Source organism: Mesorhizobium sp. B2-4-7 (assembly GCF_006442685.1).
GTDB lineage: Bacteria > Pseudomonadota > Alphaproteobacteria > Rhizobiales > Rhizobiaceae > Mesorhizobium.
Map to the genome: position 1 here is coordinate 77,980 of NZ_VFVH01000003.1, position 18,292 is coordinate 96,271.

General features: G+C 63.3%; 21 protein-coding genes and 1 tRNA gene. 9 read left to right on the forward strand and 13 right to left on the reverse strand.

The features are described from left to right. Nucleotides 1-65: 65 nt before the first annotated feature. Nucleotides 66-1,073, reverse strand: coding sequence for an iron ABC transporter substrate-binding protein (locus tag FJ946_RS10430; RefSeq protein ID WP_140565901.1), 1,008 nt, complete (start codon nt 1,071-1,073; stop codon nt 66-68). A gap of 297 nt (nt 1,074-1,370) precedes the next feature. Here FJ946_RS10430 and FJ946_RS10435 point away from each other — a divergent pair, with 297 nt between their 5' ends. The 3 genes from FJ946_RS10435 to FJ946_RS10445 all read left to right on the forward strand — a co-directional run bounded on the left by FJ946_RS10435 (nt 1,371) and on the right by FJ946_RS10445 (nt 4,696). Further along, nucleotides 1,371-1,922 carry a sigma-70 family RNA polymerase sigma factor gene (locus tag FJ946_RS10435; protein ID WP_140513867.1) on the forward strand — a complete coding sequence of 184 codons (552 nt, stop codon included), beginning with the start codon at nt 1,371-1,373 and terminating at the stop codon, nt 1,920-1,922. A 1-nt stretch (nt 1,923) separates the two neighbouring features. Beyond that, nucleotides 1,924-2,562, forward strand: a complete 639-nt coding sequence (locus FJ946_RS10440; RefSeq protein WP_140525439.1) for an NrsF family protein — start codon at nt 1,924-1,926, stop codon at nt 2,560-2,562. Between the two features lie 238 nt (nt 2,563-2,800). Beyond that, on the forward strand, nt 2,801-4,696 hold the full coding sequence (locus FJ946_RS10445) for a PAS domain S-box protein (protein ID WP_224518915.1): 1,896 nt from the start codon (nt 2,801-2,803) through the stop codon (nt 4,694-4,696). 33 nt (nt 4,697-4,729) lie between these two features. On the opposite strand, the gene FJ946_RS10450 is transcribed toward FJ946_RS10445, so the two are convergent. The 7 genes from FJ946_RS10450 to FJ946_RS10480 form a co-directional block, all read right to left on the reverse strand. After that, the gene (locus FJ946_RS10450) at nt 4,730-5,608 is read right to left on the reverse strand and encodes a 3-hydroxybutyryl-CoA dehydrogenase (protein WP_140500869.1); all 879 of its coding nucleotides are present in this window, start codon (nt 5,606-5,608) and stop codon (nt 4,730-4,732) included. 119 nt (nt 5,609-5,727) lie between these two features. Beyond that, nucleotides 5,728-6,657 carry an electron transfer flavoprotein subunit alpha/FixB family protein gene (locus FJ946_RS10455; RefSeq protein ID WP_140565904.1) on the reverse strand — a complete coding sequence of 310 codons (930 nt, stop codon included), beginning with the start codon at nt 6,655-6,657 and terminating at the stop codon, nt 5,728-5,730. Nucleotides 6,658-6,677: 20 nt separating this feature from the next. Further along, the gene (locus FJ946_RS10460) at nt 6,678-7,427 is read right to left on the reverse strand and encodes an electron transfer flavoprotein subunit beta/FixA family protein (protein WP_140500871.1); all 750 of its coding nucleotides are present in this window, start codon (nt 7,425-7,427) and stop codon (nt 6,678-6,680) included. A gap of 190 nt (nt 7,428-7,617) precedes the next feature. Continuing rightward, nucleotides 7,618-8,418: a rhomboid family intramembrane serine protease gene (locus FJ946_RS10465; RefSeq protein WP_140565907.1), complete on the reverse strand. Its 801-nt coding sequence runs from the start codon at nt 8,416-8,418 to the stop codon at nt 7,618-7,620. A gap of 31 nt (nt 8,419-8,449) precedes the next feature. Further along, nucleotides 8,450-9,031 (reverse strand): cob(I)yrinic acid a,c-diamide adenosyltransferase, encoded by a 582-nt coding sequence (locus FJ946_RS10470; protein ID WP_140500873.1) that lies wholly within the window; start codon nt 9,029-9,031, stop codon nt 8,450-8,452. A 25-nt stretch (nt 9,032-9,056) separates the two neighbouring features. Then, nucleotides 9,057-9,248, reverse strand: a complete 192-nt coding sequence (locus tag FJ946_RS10475; RefSeq protein ID WP_140500874.1) for a twin transmembrane helix small protein — start codon at nt 9,246-9,248, stop codon at nt 9,057-9,059. A gap of 25 nt (nt 9,249-9,273) precedes the next feature. Next, nucleotides 9,274-10,140, reverse strand: a complete 867-nt coding sequence (locus tag FJ946_RS10480) for an SDR family oxidoreductase (protein WP_140565909.1) — start codon at nt 10,138-10,140, stop codon at nt 9,274-9,276. A 58-nt stretch (nt 10,141-10,198) separates the two neighbouring features. On the opposite strand from FJ946_RS10480, the gene FJ946_RS10485 reads away from it, so the two are divergent. After that, nucleotides 10,199-11,050 carry a YihY/virulence factor BrkB family protein gene (locus tag FJ946_RS10485; protein ID WP_140500876.1) on the forward strand — a complete coding sequence of 284 codons (852 nt, stop codon included), beginning with the start codon at nt 10,199-10,201 and terminating at the stop codon, nt 11,048-11,050. 89 nt (nt 11,051-11,139) lie between these two features. On the opposite strand, the gene FJ946_RS10490 is transcribed toward FJ946_RS10485, so the two are convergent. Together FJ946_RS10490 and gluQRS are read right to left on the reverse strand one after the other, a co-directional pair. Further along, nucleotides 11,140-12,036, reverse strand: a complete 897-nt coding sequence (locus FJ946_RS10490; RefSeq protein WP_140560188.1) for a DMT family transporter — start codon at nt 12,034-12,036, stop codon at nt 11,140-11,142. Nucleotides 12,037-12,186: 150 nt separating this feature from the next. Continuing rightward, on the reverse strand, nt 12,187-13,056 hold the full coding sequence (gene gluQRS / locus FJ946_RS10495; RefSeq protein WP_140565912.1) for a tRNA glutamyl-Q(34) synthetase GluQRS: 870 nt from the start codon (nt 13,054-13,056) through the stop codon (nt 12,187-12,189). 74 nt (nt 13,057-13,130) lie between these two features. On the opposite strand from gluQRS, the gene FJ946_RS10500 reads away from it, so the two are divergent. Next, the gene (locus FJ946_RS10500; protein ID WP_140565915.1) at nt 13,131-13,772 is read left to right on the forward strand and encodes a DNA-3-methyladenine glycosylase; all 642 of its coding nucleotides are present in this window, start codon (nt 13,131-13,133) and stop codon (nt 13,770-13,772) included. Between the two features lie 130 nt (nt 13,773-13,902). Continuing rightward, nucleotides 13,903-14,460, forward strand: a complete 558-nt coding sequence (locus tag FJ946_RS10505) for an HNH endonuclease (RefSeq protein WP_023677956.1) — start codon at nt 13,903-13,905, stop codon at nt 14,458-14,460. Nucleotides 14,461-14,824: 364 nt separating this feature from the next. Here FJ946_RS10505 and FJ946_RS10515 read toward each other — a convergent pair whose 3' ends face one another. Both FJ946_RS10515 and FJ946_RS10520 read right to left on the reverse strand, forming a co-directional pair. Further along, nucleotides 14,825-15,343: a disulfide bond formation protein B gene (locus tag FJ946_RS10515; protein WP_140565917.1), complete on the reverse strand. Its 519-nt coding sequence runs from the start codon at nt 15,341-15,343 to the stop codon at nt 14,825-14,827. An 84-nt stretch (nt 15,344-15,427) separates the two neighbouring features. Beyond that, nucleotides 15,428-16,015 (reverse strand): YqaA family protein, encoded by a 588-nt coding sequence (locus FJ946_RS10520; protein WP_140500881.1) that lies wholly within the window; start codon nt 16,013-16,015, stop codon nt 15,428-15,430. A 327-nt stretch (nt 16,016-16,342) separates the two neighbouring features. Between FJ946_RS10520 and FJ946_RS10525 the strand changes: the two genes are divergently transcribed. Together FJ946_RS10525 and FJ946_RS31525 are read left to right on the forward strand one after the other, a co-directional pair. Further along, nucleotides 16,343-16,427: transfer RNA gene (locus tag FJ946_RS10525), tRNA-Leu, on the forward strand. A gap of 63 nt (nt 16,428-16,490) precedes the next feature. Beyond that, on the forward strand, nt 16,491-16,928 hold the full coding sequence (locus tag FJ946_RS31525; RefSeq protein ID WP_348640499.1) for a hypothetical protein: 438 nt from the start codon (nt 16,491-16,493) through the stop codon (nt 16,926-16,928). A gap of 181 nt (nt 16,929-17,109) precedes the next feature. Here the strand turns inward: FJ946_RS31525 and FJ946_RS10535 are convergent, their stop codons facing one another. Then, nucleotides 17,110-17,310, reverse strand: a complete 201-nt coding sequence (locus FJ946_RS10535; RefSeq protein WP_140525443.1) for a hypothetical protein — start codon at nt 17,308-17,310, stop codon at nt 17,110-17,112. Nucleotides 17,311-17,645: 335 nt separating this feature from the next. Between FJ946_RS10535 and FJ946_RS10540 the strand changes: the two genes are divergently transcribed. Then, entirely contained in the window at nt 17,646-17,879 is a 234-nt protein-coding gene (locus FJ946_RS10540) for a polymerase (protein WP_140500900.1), read from the forward strand. The last annotated feature ends 413 nt before the right edge of the window (nt 17,880-18,292 follow it).

Genomic DNA, 18,292 nt, shown 5'->3' on the forward strand with positions numbered 1-18,292 from the left:
AACAAAACGCTCCCGCGGAATTCCCGCGGGAGCACGGCCGGTGTCCTTATTAGGACGAACGGCAACTAAAGCAAGCCGGCCGCCGTCATCAGGTCGGTGGCTTTCTTGGAGTTCAGCGTCGCGGCATCGATCTTCGGCGCCTGCAGGTCGGCCAGCGGCACCAGCTTCGGATTGGACTCTGCGCCCTTGCCGACCGCGTATTCGAAGGACGTTCCGTTCTTCAGCACGTCCTGGCCGCCCTTGCCGGTCACCCACTTCAGGAAAGCCTGGGCTTCCTTGGGATGCTTGCTCGAAGCCAGCACGCCGCCGCCGGAGGTCGAGACGAAGGCGCCCGGATCCTGGTTTTTGAAATAATGCAGCGCAACGTTCTTGCTGTTCTCGCCGGTCTTGGCCTGATCGCCGAAGTAGTAGTAGTGATAGATCACGCCGCCTTCGATCTCGCCGGCGTTGACCGCCTTTATCACGGTGCTGTTGCCCTTATAGGCGGTGAAATTCTGCTTCATCGCCTTCAGCCAGTCCGCTGTCGCGGCTTCGCCCTTGAGCTGCAGCAGCGCGCTGACGATAGCCTGGAAATCGGCGCCCGACGGCGAGGCGGCCCACCGGCCTTTCCAGCTCGGATCGGCAAGGTCGAGCAGCGACTTGGGCAACTGGTCGGCCTTGAGCTTGGTGGTATTGTAGGCAAAGACGGTGCTGCGGGCGGCAACGCCGACCCATTTGCCGCTCGCTGCCTGATAATCCTGCGGAACCTGCGCCAGTGTGTCGGCGTCGACCGGCGCGAACAGGCCGGCATTCTCGACCAGCACCATGGCCGGCGAATTCTCGGTCAGGAACACGTCGGCGGGCGAGGCGGTGCCCTCCGCGACGATCTGGTTGGAGAAATCGCTGTCGCCGCCATTGCGCAGCGTGACCTTGATACCGGTTTCCTTGGTGAAGCCGTCGGCCCATTCCTTGGCGAGGCTCTCGTGCTGGGCATTGTAGACGATGATGCCTGTATCCTCAGCCATCGCCTGGCCAGCCATCAGGCTGACCGCCACCACCGCGGCGCCGGCAAGGGTGGAAAGAGCGTATTTCATGGGCGTCGTCCTCGATCTCGTTGAACTGGCACGCAGCACCTATCGATACATGACAGGTGTAGTCAACATTTTTGGCCTGCTTCAATCGGCCGCTGGCGGCATAGGCCCATGCCAGGCGGACAATTCCGCGTGATGGCCGCGCGCGACCGACGGTCCAGGACACAGTCGCCGTCGACGAGCCCAAGTTCGCGTTCGCCCGCAATCTTTCGTGACTTGCCGGTAGTTTGCCTTGGACATTATTTCGCCGGCCACGTAACAAATCAGCGCCGAGGCGCGAAGATCGGGGAGTGAACTCTTGTGAGCGGCAAGGACGAGGCCGAGCTTTCCCGGCTGATGCGAGCCGCGATCGCGGGAGATGAAAGGGCCTATGCCGACTTTCTGCACCGGACGGCCGCTCTGGTTCGCGGTTTTGCCAGGCGCAAGATCGTCAAAGGCGGGGTCGATCCCGAGGATGTCGTGCAGGAAACCTTGCTGGCCATTCATGTGAAACGGCACACCTGGCGCCAGGACGCACCTGTGCTGCCCTGGGTCTATGCCATCGCGCGCTTCAAGTTGATCGACGCGTTCCGGCGGCGCGGACGGCGCATCGAGATCGATGTCGACGATATTGCCGAAACCTTCGCCGAGCCGGAAACGGAAACCGTCAGCGAACGCGACATCAACCGGGCGCTCGACGGCCTGCCGCCGGCACAGCGCTCCGTGGTGTCGTCCGTGTCGGTGGAGGGGCGCTCGATCGGCGACACGGCAGCCAAGTTCGGCATCAGCGAAACAGCGGTGCGGGTTTCCTTGCATCGCGGACTTGCAGCCATTGCCAAGCGGTTCGGGCAGGGGCGGTTTGGGCGGGAATGACATGAGGACCGAAGATCTCATCAAGGCGCTTGATGCCGACGCCCGCAGCAAGGCGATGCCGCTGCGCTCGGCCTGGTGGCTGGCTGCCGGTGTGGCCGCCGTGATCGCGGGCGCGGTTTTCATGATGACGATCGGTCCGCGCCCCGACTTCATGGCTGCCGCACATACGATGCGCTTTCTTTCGAAGTTCCTGTTCACCATCGTGCTCGCCGCCAGCGCCTTCGCCTTCGTCAGGACATTGTCGACACCGGGAGCATCGACAGGCAAGGCGGCGGCCTGGATGGCGGCTGCGCCCGTGCTCGTGGCAGTGGCCGTGGTGCTGGAGCTTTACGCCGTGCCCGAGGCCGACTGGGGCAGGCGTCTCGTCGGTTCCAACATGATGGTCTGCATGGGGCTCATCCCGCTGATCGGCATCGGCCCGCTTGCCATCTTCCTGTGGATGCTGCGCTATGGCGCGCCGACACGGCCGGTGCTGGCCGGCACGGCCGCGGGCCTGCTCGCCGGCGGGCTGGCGGCAACCTTCTATGCCGCGCATTGCTTTGATGATTCGCCGCTTTTCGTCGCCACCTGGTATACGATCGCGATCGCCGCGCTGGCGCTGCTCGGCGCGCTCGGCGGCCGGTTTTTCGTGCGCTGGTAGCGCGACGCCCGCTGCTGCATCCCGCGCATACCGATCCTTAATCATGCCGGCAAATGTTTGCCGGCCGGCGGCATCGCCGATACCCGACGCAACCTTTCCTTAAAATCGATCCGTCAGGATTTTCACGGGAAATGCGATTGCCCACGGGGTGGTACAAATCGTGGCAATGCGAAGGATCATCGGGCCGGCGCCGCACAGACATGCGGGGTTGGCTCTGCTCGTGGGCGGGACAGCGGCGATGACGGCATCGATCCTGCTGTCGCGGCTGGATCCCGGCGCCGAGACGCTCGAATTATGTGTGCAGGCGTCGGTCGGTGTGGCAGCCGGCGCACTTCTCCTGGCCTGCATGTTCGCGCGCGTCATCCGCAAGGACCGCCGCCAGATCGCCGAGAGCGAGCAGCGCTTCCGCCGTGCCATGGAGGATTCCTCCATCGGCGTCGCCATCGTCGGCCTCGACGGGCGCATTCTTGAGGCCAACCCGGCTTTCGCTGCCATGCTCGACTACCGCCGCGACGAGATCGAGGCGTTGACCTTCTTCCAGCTCACGCATGCCGACGATCTGGAGATCGGGCGGGAGACGATGGAAGACCTGAAGGCCGGCAAGATCGATTCCTTTCATTTCGAGAAGCGCTATCTCAAGAAGGACGGCACGCCCGTCTGGGCCAGGCTGGCCGGCTCCGTCATTCGCGACGGGAATAGCGGCCGGCCGCTGTATCTCGTCTCGCAGATAGAGGACATCGATGCGCGCAAGCAGGCCGAGGCGCGGATCGCCGAGGCCGAAACGCGCTGGAACTTTGCATTGGCCGGCGCCGGCCAGGGCGTCTGGGACTTCGACAAGCGCAGGGGCGGCACTAACTATTCCTCGACTTGGGTCAAGATGCTGGGTTACGCCGACGGGGAACTCGACGGTGACCCCGATCACTGGCTGGCGATGATACATCCCGACGACCGCGAAGCAGTGGCCGAGGCGGACCGCGCCCATCTCGAAGGCCGCACGCCGTTCTTCGAGGCCGAATTCAGGATGCGCCACAAGGATGGCCGCTGGCTCTGGTTCCTCGACCGCGGCAAGGCGATCGAGCGCGACGAAGAGGGGCGGCTGATCAGGGCGATAGGCAGCCTGACCGACATCACCCGGCGCAAGCAGGCGGAGGAGCGCCTCGCCGTGTCGGCGGCCATGCTGGCGGACGAAAAGGAGCGCCTCAAAGTGACGCTCCAGTCGATCGGCGATGCCGTCATCTGCACCGATGCCGCCAACCGCGTCACCTTCATGAATCCTGTCGCCGAAAAGCTGACCGGTGTCTCCTGCAATGATGCCCTCGGCAAGACGCTCGGCCATGTCTATTGGGCGGTCGACGAGGAGACCGGCCACAGGATCGGCGTGGCGCGGCCTGCGATCGGCGGCCAGGGAGCCGATGACCAGAACAGCCGCGCCGTCCTCATCCGGCGCGACGAGACGCGCTGCAGCATCCGGCAGGTCGTGTCGCCGATCATGAACGAACGCAACGAATTCTGCGGACTGGTCATCGTCTTCCAGGACTTCACCGATGCGCGCGCGCTGCAGCGCCAGCTTGCCCACGCCGCCGCGCATGATGCGCTGACCGGCCTTGCCAACCGCGCGAGTTTCATCCGCGCCATGGAAGAACTGGTCGATCAGGCCCGCAAGGAGGGGATCGGACATCAGTTCATGTTCATCGATCTGGATCATTTCAAACTGGTCAACGACACAGGCGGCCACGCGGCGGGAGACGCATTGCTCAAGCGCGTTGCCGAGGCCGTGCGTGGCGTGCTTGGTCCGCAGGACATGGTCGCGCGTCTGGGCGGCGACGAATTCGCGGTCATTCTGAAGTCGGGCTCGGCCGCCGGGGCCAGGATCGCGGCGCGATCCATCATCGATGCGATACAGGGCCTCGACTTCACCTGGGAAGGCCGTCCCCATTCGATCGGCGCCAGCATCGGACTGGCTCCTATCAACGCAGATTGCGGCGCGGTCGACGAGATCATCGCCAGGGCAGACGCCGCCTGCTACGTGGCCAAGGCTGCGGGTCGCGGATGCGTGTCCATGGCGCCCGAGAATGACGCCACGGACGACAGGATCGAAATCGAGACACCCAAGCCCCTGGCCGCAGCGTCGTAGCCCCGCGATAGGGCCGCGATCAACCCTGGCGGGTCAGCGTGTCGGAACCGGATGCTCGCCGCGATAATCGTAGAAGCCGCGGCCGGTCTTGCGGCCGAGCCAGCCGGCCTCGACATATTTGACCAGCAACGGGCAGGGGCGGTACTTCGAATCCGACAGGCCGTCATGCAGCACCTGCATGATCGACAGGCAGGTGTCCAGGCCGATGAAATCGGCCAGCTGCAGCGGCCCCATCGGATGGTTGGCGCCGAGCCGCATGGCGGTGTCGATGGCATCGACCGTGCCGACGCCCTCATAGAGCGTGTAGATCGCCTCGTTGATCATCGGCAAAAGGATGCGGTTGACGATGAAGGCCGGAAAATCCTCCGAGACCGTGATCGTCTTGTCGAGCTGCTTCACATAGGTCTTTGCCGCCTCGAAGGTCTGGTCCTCGGTGGCGATGCCGCGCACCAGTTCGACCAGCTTCATCAGGGGAACCGGATTCATGAAGTGGATGCCGATGAAGCGCTCGGGGCGGTCGGTCTGTGCGGCTAGCCGCGTGATCGAGATCGACGAGGTATTGGTCGCCAGTATGGCCTCGGGATTGAGCTGCGGACAAAGCTGGGCGTAGATCTTGCGCTTGACCGTCTCGTCCTCGGTCGCTGCCTCGATGACCAGGTCGGCACCGGCGAGATCGGCCATGGATGGCGCCGCCGCGATGCGCGCCATCGCCTGGTTGCGGAGCTTCTCGTCGAGCTTGCCGGACCCCACCTGGCGGGCCATGTTGCCGCTGACAGTGGCGATGCCCTTCTCGATACGGTCGGGCGATATATCGTAGATCAGCACCTTGTAGCCCGAAAGTGCGGAGACATGGGCGATGCCGCCGCCCATCTGGCCCGCGCCGATGATGCCGATCGTTTCGATCTTGCTCATTACACCGATCCCGTCGAAAAAGGCCTTTGCGGCCTGCTTTTTGTGCGGTGCAAACTAAAAGGGTGGGGCGACTTCGTCTACCCCACCCCTCACAATTTAATACGCTTTGCGGCAGGGCGTCAAAGCGCCTTCTGCAACTCCGGCAGGACAACGAACAGATCGCCGACGAGGCCATAGTCGGCAACCTGGAAGATCGGCGCTTCCTCGTCCTTGTTGATGGCGACGATGACCTTCGAATCCTTCATGCCGGCGAGGTGCTGGATGGCGCCGGAGATGCCGACGGCGATGTAGAGGTCGGGGGCGACGACCTTGCCGGTCTGGCCGACCTGCCAATCATTCGGCGCATAACCGGCATCGACGGCGGCGCGGGATGCGCCGACGGCAGCGCCGAGCTTGTCGGCGACCGGCAGGATGACCTCCTGGAACTTCTCCGAGGAGCCGAGCGCGCGGCCGCCCGAGATGATGATCTTGGCCGAGGTCAGTTCCGGACGGTCGGTCTCCGACAGCTTGTTCTCGACAAAGGAGGAGAGGCCCGGATTGGCCGCAGCGCTGACGGTTTCGACAGCGGCCGAACTGCCCTCGGGCGCCGCCTGGAAGGAGGCGGTGCGCACGGTGATGACCTTCTTGGCATCGGACGACTGTACCGTCTGGATGGCGTTGCCGGCATAGATCGGCCGCTTGAAGGTATCCGGCGAGATCACTTCGATGATCTCGGAGACCTGCGCCACGTCGAGCAAAGCGGCCACGCGCGGCGCGACGTTCTTGCCCGACGAGGTTGCCGGCGCGACGATGGTGTCATAGGAGCCGGCCAGCGACACGACGAGCGCCGCGGTCGGCTCGGCGAGACGCTCGGCAAGCTCGTCGGCTTCGGCCAGCAGCACCTTGCTCACGCCCTTCAGCTTGGCGGCGGCGTCGGCTGCGCCCTTGGCGCCCTTGCCGGCCACCAGCACATGCACGTCCGAGCCGATCTGCAGCGCGGCCGACAGCGCCTTGGCGGTCTGGTCGGAAAGGGTAGCGTTGTCGTGTTCGGCGATGAGGAGAATGGTCATTTTATCTGTTCCTTCCGATCTCAGAGCACGCCGGCTTCGTTCTTCAGCTTGTCGATGAGCTCGGCGACGCTCTTGACCTTGACGCCCGCCTTGCGGCCGCCCGGCTCTTCGGTCTTGATGACCTTCAGCCGCGGCTTGACGTCGGCGCCGTAGTCGGCCGGGCTCTTCTCGTCGAGCGGCTTCTTCTTGGCCTTCATGATGTTGGGCAGCGATGCATAGCGCGGCTGGTTGAGGCGAAGGTCGGCAGTGACGATCGCCGGCATCTTCAGCTCAACCGTCTGCAGGCCGCCGTCGACCTCGCGCGTCACCCTGGCCTTGTCGCCGTCGAGCACCACCTTGGAAGCAAACGTGCCCTGCGCCCAGCCGAGAAGGGCTGCGAGCATCTGGCCGGTCTGGTTGGAATCATCGTCGATCGCCTGCTTGCCGAGGATGACCAGGCCGGGCTGCTCGGCCTCGACCACGCCCTTCAGCACCTTGGCGACGCCCAGTGGCTCTGTCTGCTCGTCGGTCTTGACCAGGATGGCGCGGTCGGCGCCCATGGCGAGCGCGGTGCGAAGCGTCTCCTGCGCCTGCTGTGGGCCGATCGACACGACGATGATCTCTTCGGCCTTGCCGGCTTCCTTGAGCCGGATCGCCTCTTCCACCGCGATCTCGTCGAATGGGTTCATCGCCATCTTGACGTTGGCCAATTCCACCGCCGAACCGTCAGCCTTGACGCGAACCTTCACATTCGCATCCACAACCCGCTTCACGGGCACAAGGATCTTCATTTTCCTGTCACCTCTCTTGAGATAGTTGGGGCGCGCTATACCAGCGTGAACCCTGTCAGAGTTGTCGAAAGCCGACATTCCGGATGGAAATTCTGCTCTTCAACCGCCAAAGGCGGGCGGAAACGCTTCCGTAGTTGCGGCGAACCCGCACGTCAATATGCTACGGCGTCGGGCAATTCACTCAATCGGTTCAGTCGGGGCCGGGGGCACTTCCCCGACCCCAGCGTGGCACGGGCTGCGCGGCAATCGGCTCGTTTACGGCCGGATCTACGGCGATGGCGGGCTGGTCGGCGGGTGCGGCCTCTTCGTCCGCGCCCGCAAAAAGCGGCACGCCGCGGCTGCGCAGCACGAGCACCAGCACGGCGCCGGCGATGATGCCGCCTATGTGGCAGGCCCAGGAAATCTGGTCCTCGCCACCGGCGGCGAACATGACGATCTGGAACAGCACCCACAGGAGGAGCGGGATGAAGGCCGGGATGCGCAGCGGAATGCGGGCAAAGGCCAGCACCCAGACCTTCACCCTGGGATAGAGGATCAGGTAGGCGACGACCACGCCGGCGATGGCGCCGGAGGCGCCGATCAGCGGCACCTGCGAGTCCCACGCGATGAGGCCCTGGAAGGCGGCTCCGGCGATGGCGCACAGGAGGTAGAAGATGAGATAGCGGATATGGCCGAGCGCGTCCTCGACATTGTCGCCGAACACCCACAGGAACAGCATGTTGCCGGCAAGGTGGAAAATGTCGGCATGCAGGAATGAGTAGGTGAGATAGCTCAGGCTTTCGGGAATGACGATAAAGCGCGGGTCGAGCTCTGCCGTGTCATGCACCACGGAGGGGATGAAGCCGAGGCCGAGCACGGCGGCATTGGTGAAATTCTCGCCCCCGAGCGCGGTGGCGCAATAGACCAGCGCGTTGGCCAGGATCAGGGCGATCGTCACATATTGCAGCCTGATGTGCCGCAGCCTGTTGGTGTCGTAGAGCGGGACGAACATAGGTGCCTGGCCTCTCCCGCCTTGGCATAGTTCAGCGGTTCTTGCCAGGAACCCATAACACGTCGGCATTTCCATTGTCATTGACCGCCCTGGCGGCGACGAACAGGAAATCGGAGACGCGGTTGATGTATTTCAGCCCGTCGCGGTTGACGTGCTCACCAGGATGCTGTGCGAGCGCCACCATCAGCCGCTCGGCCCGCCGCGCCACCGTTCGGGCGAGATGGAGCGCAGCGGCGGCCGGCGTGCCGCCGTTCAGCACGAAGGATTTGAGCGGCTGGAGGTCGTTGTTGAGGAGATCGATGTCGTGTTCGACGCGCTCGGTCTGCGCGGCAATGATGCGCAGCGGCTCGTAGCCGAGCGGCTTGCCGTCGTCGGGCACGGCCAGATCGGCGCCGAGGTCGAAGAGATCGTTCTGGATGCGGGCAAGCATGGCGTCAATCGCGGGGTGGCTTGGGGCGGTGTGAACACGAGCCATGCCAATGCAGGCATTGGCTTCGTCGACAGTGCCGTAGGCGTCCACCCTGAGATCGGACTTCAGCCGCCGCTCACCCGTGCCGAGCCCGGTGGTGCCGTTGTCGCCGGTGCGGGTGTAGATCTTGTTGAGCTTGACCACGTCGCCTCCCGAACGGCCGGTGTCCTCATTTGCGGGTGAAATACACCGCCAGCAGGATCAGCGCCAGCGCCACGGCCTGCAGCACGACGCGCGTCTGCATCAGCTTGTTGGAGGTCATGCCGGAACCGCCGCGCATCATGTTGATCAGGCCCCGGACCAGCACGATCACCACGGCGACCATGACCAGGATGGCAAGGATGTTGAAGACGGATGCCATTTTGCGTTTCCAGTCCCTTTCTTGTTCAGGCGCGTTTGGCGAGCAGGCGGTGAAGCATCGATGCCGGAAGGATGCGTTTGAGCGTGGCGCCGACCTTGGCCGGCACTGTTACCACATAGTGCGGGCGCGGGCGCCGCGACAGAAGTGCATGGCGAAGCGCTTTGTGGACCACTTCCGGCCCCGGCTTCAGCGCCGATTGGCTGCCGCCGGTGCGCATCCGTTCCAACTGCGCCTCATAGTCCGCGCGATGCACGGAATTCTCATGGTCGATATTCCTGAGAAACCAGGCGAGGCCATTGCTGGCGATCTTCGAGTTCACCGGCCCCGGCTCGATCAGCGAGACATGCACGCCGCTGCCGGCCAGTTCCTGGCGCTGACAGAGCATCAGCGCCTCCAAAGCGTGTTTGGATGCCGAATAGGCGCCGCGAAAACGTACCGGCACCAAGCCAAGGATCGACGAGCAATGAACGATCCGGCCACGGCCCTGGCGGCGCATCACCGGCACGAGCCGGCGGGTCAGGTCGTGCCAGCCGAAGAAATTGGCCTCGAACTGCTCGCGCAAGGCGGCCACCGGCAGATCCTCGACCGCGCCCGCTTGTGCATAGGCGCCATTGTTGAACAGAGCATCGATTCTGCCGCCGGTCCGCTCCAGCACTGAAGCCGCAAGCGCTTCGATGGAGGCAGGTTCGCGATAGTCCAGATAGAACGCCTCGATGCCCTCCTTTTCCAGGGCCGCGATGTCTTCGGGCTTGCGCGCCGTGGCGAACACCCGCCAGCCTTCCGCCTTGAGCGCCCGCGCGCAATAAGCGCCTATGCCGGACGACGCGCCGGTGACGATGATGACGCGCAACGCGCGTGCCGACGGATTCGTCTTATGACCAAGGGTTGCCATTTGCCGCATTCCCTTCCCATATTCGCGGCGTCGAGACAATCGAAGGGGAGCGCGGTTCTTGTTGCGGAATATCGTCGCCCTGCGCCGCGTGCTCTACGACGCGATCGGTCATTTCAACACCGATGACGGCTGGGCGATGGCCAGCCATCTGGCAATCACCTCGCTGATGGCGTTGTTTCCGTTCCTGATCTTCGCCACCACGCTGGCGAGCTTCCTCGGCGCGCAAGCCTTCGCCGACACGGCCGTGCACCTGGTCTTCGACACCTGGCCGGAACAAATCGCCAAACCGATCGCGCGAGAGGTGCTGAACGTGCTCACCGTGCGACGATCGGATCTGCTCACCTACGGCGTGCTGCTGGCCGCCTATTTCGCCTCGAACGGCATCGAGGCGCTGCGCACCTCGCTCAACCGGGCCTATCGCGTCACCGAGACGCGCGGCATCATCTATCGCCGCGTGCAGAGCATCTTCTTCGTGCTGATCGCCACGGCAGGCTTCCTGGCGATCAGCGTGCTCCTGGTCTTCGCGCCATTGCTGGCGCGGCTGGCCGAGGCGCATTTCGAGTGGATAAAACCCTATACGGGCACCATCACGCTGTGGCGCTACGTCATCGCCTCGACCGTCATCGTCGGCGGTCTGTTTTCAGTGCATTACTGGCTGCCGGCCGGCAAGCGCCGTTTCGTCTCGCTGATCCCCGGCATCGTCTTCACGCTCGCCGCATGGCTGATAGGCTCGACCATTTTCGCCACCTATCTCGACCATTTCTCGTCCTATGTGACGACCTATGCCGGGCTTGCCTCGATCATGATCGCGGTGGTCTTTCTCTACATCGTGTCCGCGATCTTCATTCTCGGCGGCGAACTCAACGCAGCAATCAGCCGCTATCTCGAGGCACGCGCGCGGGTGGGATGACCGGCTGAATTGAGGAACTGGAGAATTGGAGAATTGGAGAATTGAAGAAGAAGCCCCCAGCGCCAGATGGCACCATTTTCCTCAATTCCTCAATTCCTCATTTCTACAATTCTTCCCTTGGTCTGCCGCGCCGTTGCCAGACCGACACCGAAGGTCGTGATCGCCATGCCGGCAATCTGAAGCGCGTTGAGCTGCTCGTCGAACAAGGCCCAGGCGATGACGGCCGTCACCGCCGGCACCAGATAGAACAGCGAAGCGACCTTCGACATCTCGCCGTCGCGGATCATCACCATCAGAAGGAAGATGGCGCCGATCGACAGCACCAGCACCAGCCAGACCATGGCGAAGATCAATTCGCCGTTGATGACGACCGTGTGGGTCTCGAAGGCCAGTGAAGCCAGGATCATCACCGAAGCGCCGCCGACATATTGCCACATGGTCGCGGCGACGAGGTCGCCGCCGGAAGCAAAACGCTTCTGCCATATCGTGCCGGCGCTCATGCCGAGCACCGAGACGAGCGAGGCTGTCAACGTGGCTGACGTCACGCCGCCGCCGAGCGCGCCGAGCTTTGGCCAGAGCACGATGACGACGCCGGCCAGGCCGACCGCGAGGCCGGCCCAATGGCGCGGCAGGATCGCCTCGCCGAGAAACTTGCCGGCGAGCACCGCCGTGATCAGCGGCTGCAGGCCGACAATCAGCGCCGACAGCCCGGCGGGCATGCCCCTGTGGATAGCCCAGAAGACCGCGCCGAGATAGACGCCATGCATCAGAATGCCGGCCCCGGTGGCGTGCAATGCCTCTTCGCGGGAGGCTCTCTTGGAGCCAAGTACGACCACCAGGCCGGCGAACAACGCCGCCGCCAGGACGAAGCGCGCAGCCAGGAACGTAAACGGTTCGGCCCACGGCATGGCATAGCGGGCGCCGATGAAGCCGGTCGCCCACAGGACGACGAAAGTGGCGGGGATGAGCCGCTTGACGCTGTGCATTTTCCGGGGACCGCGCTTGATGAGAATTGAGCCGTGCCGAAGCTCTAGTCCGGTTCAAGCCGGCGCGCAAAACGAAACGATTGATCCATGCATCACCGGAATTCAACCGGCCGCCTTTTCTGCAAGCTGTCTCTTCGGCCTTCGCCTGCGTCAGAGACCGACCATCCGCCTGACATCGTGAGCCGACACGCCCGCTTCGCGCAAGACGGCAAGGCCGGTGTCCTTCAGGCTTTTCGACAGCTTGCGCCCGTCGGGTCCCAGGATCAGCCGGTGATGGAAGTAGGCTGGCTGCGGCAGGCCAAGCAGTTCCTGAAGCAGCCGCTGTACCCCGGTGGCGGAATAAAGATCCTGGCCGCGCACGACATGGCTGACGCCCTGCAGCGCATCGTCGACGACGACGGCGAGATGATAGCTGGTCGGGATTTCGCGGCGCGCCACGATCACGTCGCCCCAATCGCGCGGGCGGGCCTCGACGACGCGCGTCGCGGAAAGCGATTCGTCTGAAAATTCGTTCCATGACAAATCCTTGCCGACGCGTGCCATCGCCGCATCGACATCCAGCCGCCAGGCGAAAGGAGCGCCCTCGGCAATGCGGCGCCGGCGTTCCTTCGCCGGCAGAGCCTTGTCGACGGCGGGATAGACCGGCACGCCGTCGGGATCGCGCGGCCAGTCGCGCTTTTCGCTGTCGGCGATGAAAGCCCGGATTTCGCTTCTGCTCATGAAGGCGGGATAGACGAGGTCCTCCCGGATCAGCCGGCCAAGCACCGTCTCATAACAGGCGAAGTGCTCGGATTGCCGTCGTACAGGCTGTTCCCAGGCAAGACCGAGCCATTTCAGGTCGGCAAAGATGCCCGCCTCGAATTCCGGCGAGCAGCGCGTGGTGTCGATATCCTCGATGCGCAGCAGCAGGCGGCCGCCGACCGCTCGCGCCAGTTTCTGGTTGAGCAGCGCCGAAAAGGCATGGCCGAGATGCAGTTCGCCATTGGGACTGGGCGCGAAACGGAATGTCAGGAGTGTCATCTCTTGAGCGGCAATCGGGTTGTGCGGCGGTTTTGCCAATTGCTACCGTGCGGCCTGTTCAGGGACAAGAAAGCATGCAACGTATCGCCACATTGGACGACATCGCCCGGGGACTCGACGCGCTTTGCGCGATCGACCCAAGGCTGGAAAAGATCCGCGGCATGGCGGGCGAGGTGCCGCTACGGCTGTCCCAACCAGGATTCTCGAGCCTTGCCTCGATTATCGTCTCGCAGCAGGTGTCGCGCGCCAGCGCCGATGCGATCTTCGGCCGGCTGACGAAACTGGTCGACCCGTTGACGCCGCTGGCGATCCTTGCCGCCGGCGAGGACATGTTTCGCGAGGCGGGCCTGTCGCGACCCAAGCAACGCGGCCTCCTCGCCGCCGCCCAGGCGGTGGCGGACGGCCTCGATCTTCGTCATTTGTGTTCGCTTGACGCCGGCGAGGCAATCACGACCATGACGGCCGTGCCCGGTATCGGTCCGTGGACGGCGCAGGTGTATCTGCTGTTCGCCGCAGGCCATCCCGACATCTTCCCGGCGCGCGATGTCGCGCTCCAGACCGCCGTCGGCCATGCGCTCGGCATCGACCCGCGTCCGCAGGAGAAAACACTGATCCAACTCGCCGAATCATGGAGCCCATGGAGAGGTGTCGCATCGCGGCTTTTCTGGTCCTATTATCGCGAATTGAAGGGCAGGGATGCCGCACCCCCGGCCTGAAAGCGCGAAAAAGCATCAAAATCTCGTTTTTTTGTGCCTTCGGACGCGTGACAATCCGCTTCACATCCCTGTCATGTCGGGCTTACAGTATCCGCGCCATTCAGGTTAGAGAACCAAGGAGGCCAACGACGTGACGGTTGCCGTATCTCCGGATGGGCTTCCAGCGCTGGTGCTGAATGCGGATTACCGTCCGCTCAGCTATTACCCCCTGTCGCTCTGGTCGTGGCAGGACGCCATCAAGGCGGTGTTCCTCGAACGGGTGAACATCGTCGCCGAATACGAGCACGCGGTGTCCTCGCCGACCTTCTCGATGAAGCTGCCGAGCGTCGTCAGCCTGAAGGCCTATGTGAAGCCGTCGCGGCATCCCGCCTTCACACGCTTCAATGTCTTCCTGCGTGACCGCTTCCAGTGCCAATATTGCGGCACGCCCGACGATCTGACCTTCGATCACGTCATCCCCCGCCACCGCGGGGGTGCTACGACGTGGGAGAATGTCGTCGCCGCCTGTTCCCCCTGCAATCTCAGGAAAGGCGGCATGATGCCGGCGCATGCCAAGATGTGGCCGTTGCAGAAGCCCTACCAGCCGACGGTGCACGACCTGCACAATAATGGCCGTCTGTTCCCGCCCAACCATCTGCATGAAAGCTGGATGGATTATCTGTACTGGGATGTCGAACTCGAACCCTGAGAGCGTCCGACAATTCGGGACGCTGGCCGTCTGAAGCGATTGTCTCCATGATAGTCTGACATACCCTGATATCGGACCAGCTCGGCCGCGCTCACTTATCAGCGGCTTCGCGTTTTGAGGACCGGCTTCCCCCACTCCGTCGCTGCTTCGCAGCGCCACCTCTCCCCCCTCCGGAGGGAGAGGAAAGGAGCCTGAGGCAATAGGTTCGCGCCATTCCTCTCCCCCGTCGATCGGGGGAGAGGTGGCTCGGCGAAGCCGAGACGGAGTGGGGGTCGACCTGGCTCGGACGTCGAAAGCCGCGCCATCCGACTCGGCCCGCCGGATTTCTGCTCGAACTCTTGTCGTGCCGTTCGGTTGAACGGACTCAGTCGCGCGAAAGAGCGCTGCGGAAGGCGACGGCCGCAAGGACAAGGCTGGCGATGGCGTTCCAGCCGGCGAGCGACAGGCCGAGAATGCGAAGCGCGGCCTTGTCGCAGGAGGGGGGCACGAATTTGTCGAGCGCGTCGAGCACGCCTTTGCCGCCGGTGTCGACCGGGCCTCCGCCCGCGGTGCAATCGGCCGGGCCCTGCCACCAGGCCCACTCCACGCCGGCGTGATAGATGCCGAGATACAGCCCATAGAGCATCAGCAGGCCGCCGATGGCCAGCAAGCCGCGCACCACCCATGCCGGCGCGTGCAGCGCCGATGCAAGCAGCGCCAGCAGCATCAGCGGCACGCCGATATAGTAGGGCGTGCGCTGTTCCAGGCAGAGATGGCAAGGGATGTAGCCGCCAATGTACTGGAAGGCGAGCGCGGAGCTGACAGTGGCGGCCATGGCTACGGCAAGGAACAGGGCCGTCATGGTCCGCTGGCGTCCGGTGTTGGCAGTCATGGTCGCAGTCATGGGGTCTTTCGTCCGTTGTGTTCGCCGCTCGCCCGGTCTTGTGGTCCATGTCGCCACGCCGCCGCGCGGTTTGGGCGACATGAATCAGAAGGCGTATTTGACCAGGATATAGAGCAAAATCAGGGCGGCTGCCGCCGCACCCGCGATCAGGCCGAGGCGCTTTTCGATGAACTCGCGGATCGGCTCGCCATAGCGGCGCAGCAGCCAGGCCAGAAGCAGGAAGCGCCCGCCGCGCGCCACGATTGCCAGCGCGATGAACAGCAAAAGATTGACGCCGATGACCCCCGAAAGGATCGTCACCACCTTGATCGGCGGCAGATGGGCGGCGCCCGAGGTGATCAGCATCAAGATGATGAAGCCGATGCCCGAAGAGACGCGCAGCGCCTCGAACTCGTCATACTTGCCGTAGAATTCGAGGATGGGCCGCGCCAGCGCGTCGTAGGCGTAGTGGCCGATGAACCAGCCGGCGATGCCGCCCAGCACGGAGGCGACGGTGGCGATCAGCGCATAGCGATAGGCGCGATCAGGCCGCGACAGTGCCATCGGCAGATAGAGCACGTCGGCCGGCACCAGGAACACGGAACTCTCGACGAAGGCGATGAAGGCCAGCCACCATTCGGCGGATTTGCGCGCCGCCAGCGACAAGGTCCAGTCGTACAGTCCGCGAAGCATCGGCTCTCCTAATGTCGTAAATGCCTACCGCACGGCGCCCACATGCACGGCGTGGCCGGCATAAGAGCAGGCAGAAAACCAGGGGCATGGATGAAACAGGTGCATGCGTGAAACCAAGACCCGAAGCGCGCCGCGTTCCTTCTTCCGGACGCCAGGCGCTTCGACACGACGTCTGTCTAGAAAGATTTTCCGCGCCGCACAATGGCAGTGCCCGCAGGAAACCGAAAGGGGCGGTTTGGTCGCGGCTCCGCAGGCTATCGGCAACAGGCCAGTTGACGAACAGGCCTCCAACCGTATAGTCCGCGCCATCCAGGCCGCCCGGCCTGAGCCCCTATGGCGGAATTGGTAGACGCGCTCGACTCAAAATCGAGTTCCGCAAGGAGTGCTGGTTCGATCCCGGCTAGGGGCACCATTTCAGTCGCCGCTTCGATGCGTCTGCCGCTAATTCCCGATCGGCGTTTCGGCAAATGCGGATATGGTGTTCGAGTTTGTCGTGCGCCGTTTAAAGCCGATATCGCAAGAGCGACATCCGGGAGCGGCTCGCCGGGTGCAGGAGTGCATCTTCGGCCTGTCCAATGCGGTAGCCGCTTTCACGCTTCAGGACCTATGTTGGCCGCCTGACCGTTCCTCGGTGTGGATATATCAGGGCTTGAGATTGCCCCTTGCATCAGTTGTTGCTTATTTATCTGAAAGGGAGGAACTCATGCCGATTCGTCAGAAAGCTCAGGAGGCTGGCGTCTTCGATTCCTCCGAAGTGGCCCTGCTTGGCCGCGTGTTCGACAGGCTGAAGCTCGACGCCCGATCGGCCCAGCAACGTGAAGCGATTTCATCCCGCATAATCGCGAATTACATGGCCGGGATCAGGGATGAGGACGAATTGGTTTCGGCATCCAGACAGCCGCTGGGACGCTAACGCAATTCTGGTGCAAGTCGCGTCGAAACGATTCATCGACGAGCTTCGGAATTCACGTGAATACAAAGGGTCAGAGCGAGCGGGTTCCTTCAATGCCGAACCGCGCCAATGGGTCGGCGTAGACACCGGCCATAGTCGCAAGAAACGCCACTCGTGCCGTCCTATCCGACGGCATCCGGGTTCAACAAGGAAATCCCGCGAAGCTGAATTCGGCGACCGTGCCGTCCTCTCTGGTGACCCGAACGAACAGCGCGCCTGGAATGCGGGGTTGCATCGGATGACCGGTTGCCCGTCTGGCAGCCCCTGCGGGACTTGAAGCCGCCACCTCGTGCGTGCCGATAATTCTCTCGCCCAGGATTTCCTCCACCTTGTAGCTGGTCATTTTCCCCGTTGGGCGACGATCTTGACTATCGACAGAAGGAGCCCGGCCTGCTTTTGGCGGTAGGTTCGGCACTTGGCGAGCAGGCCGGGCTGTGCTCCCGGCTGTCAGGTACCTTGGTGGAGGGCTTAGCCGGTGCGAAAGGCAGACTGTCTCCTTCTCCTCGGACCCGCAATTGGGACTGAAGTCCGAAGCATCGACGCATTGGTCCTAAACCCTGAACATAAGCCGCCGTTCCTCATTGGCGTGGAAGCCGTCGAGTAAAGTCCCTTCATCGACGGTCCTTGGACGCCCGCCGTTGCTGCGAGCGGCGGGTGTCCGACTTCGGGGAGAAAGACATGCAGCTTGGCGAGATCATCGCGAACACCTTCGCTGTCCTGCTGCTGATTTGTTTTCTCGCGATCGTGTTCTTCCTGTTTGGAAAGCCGCTGTGGCCGGACCACTATGCTCGCATGTCGATTATTCTCCCGGTCGACGCGATGACCACGGCTTCGGTGAGACGGACCGGCGCGCATCCTCACCTGCCGGACACTTTCGACATGGCGCTCGCTCGCCCAAGACCGTCCCCGTAGGGCTCCGTGGCGGGCTTCTACGCGTCCAGGATTCTGGCGCCGGCAGCTTTCCCATTGGCGGCTCCCCCGCTGGTTCCGGCAGGTGGATTTCTCGCGTTCAGCGCCTGTTCCTCGCAATCCGCGCGCCACCGCCGAAAGCGACGGGGAAGAATGAGGACGAGTGGCTCAAGTTAGATCTGGTCGGCCGTTTCAAGTTCCTGAAGAGCAATGAAGATTAGCCTCATGCTCGCTGCCGGATTTCGTGAAGGCGGACCAAAGTCCCAGGGTCTGGTCCCAAAGGTCTTATGTTACCACTTAAGTTCCGTGAATGTCCTTTATATGTTCGAATGAATTAGCTAATTCTGATGTCCGCCACGAGGAAAAGCGCTCAAGAAAAACGGATGCGCCGCCGGCAAGCGACATGAATTATACCC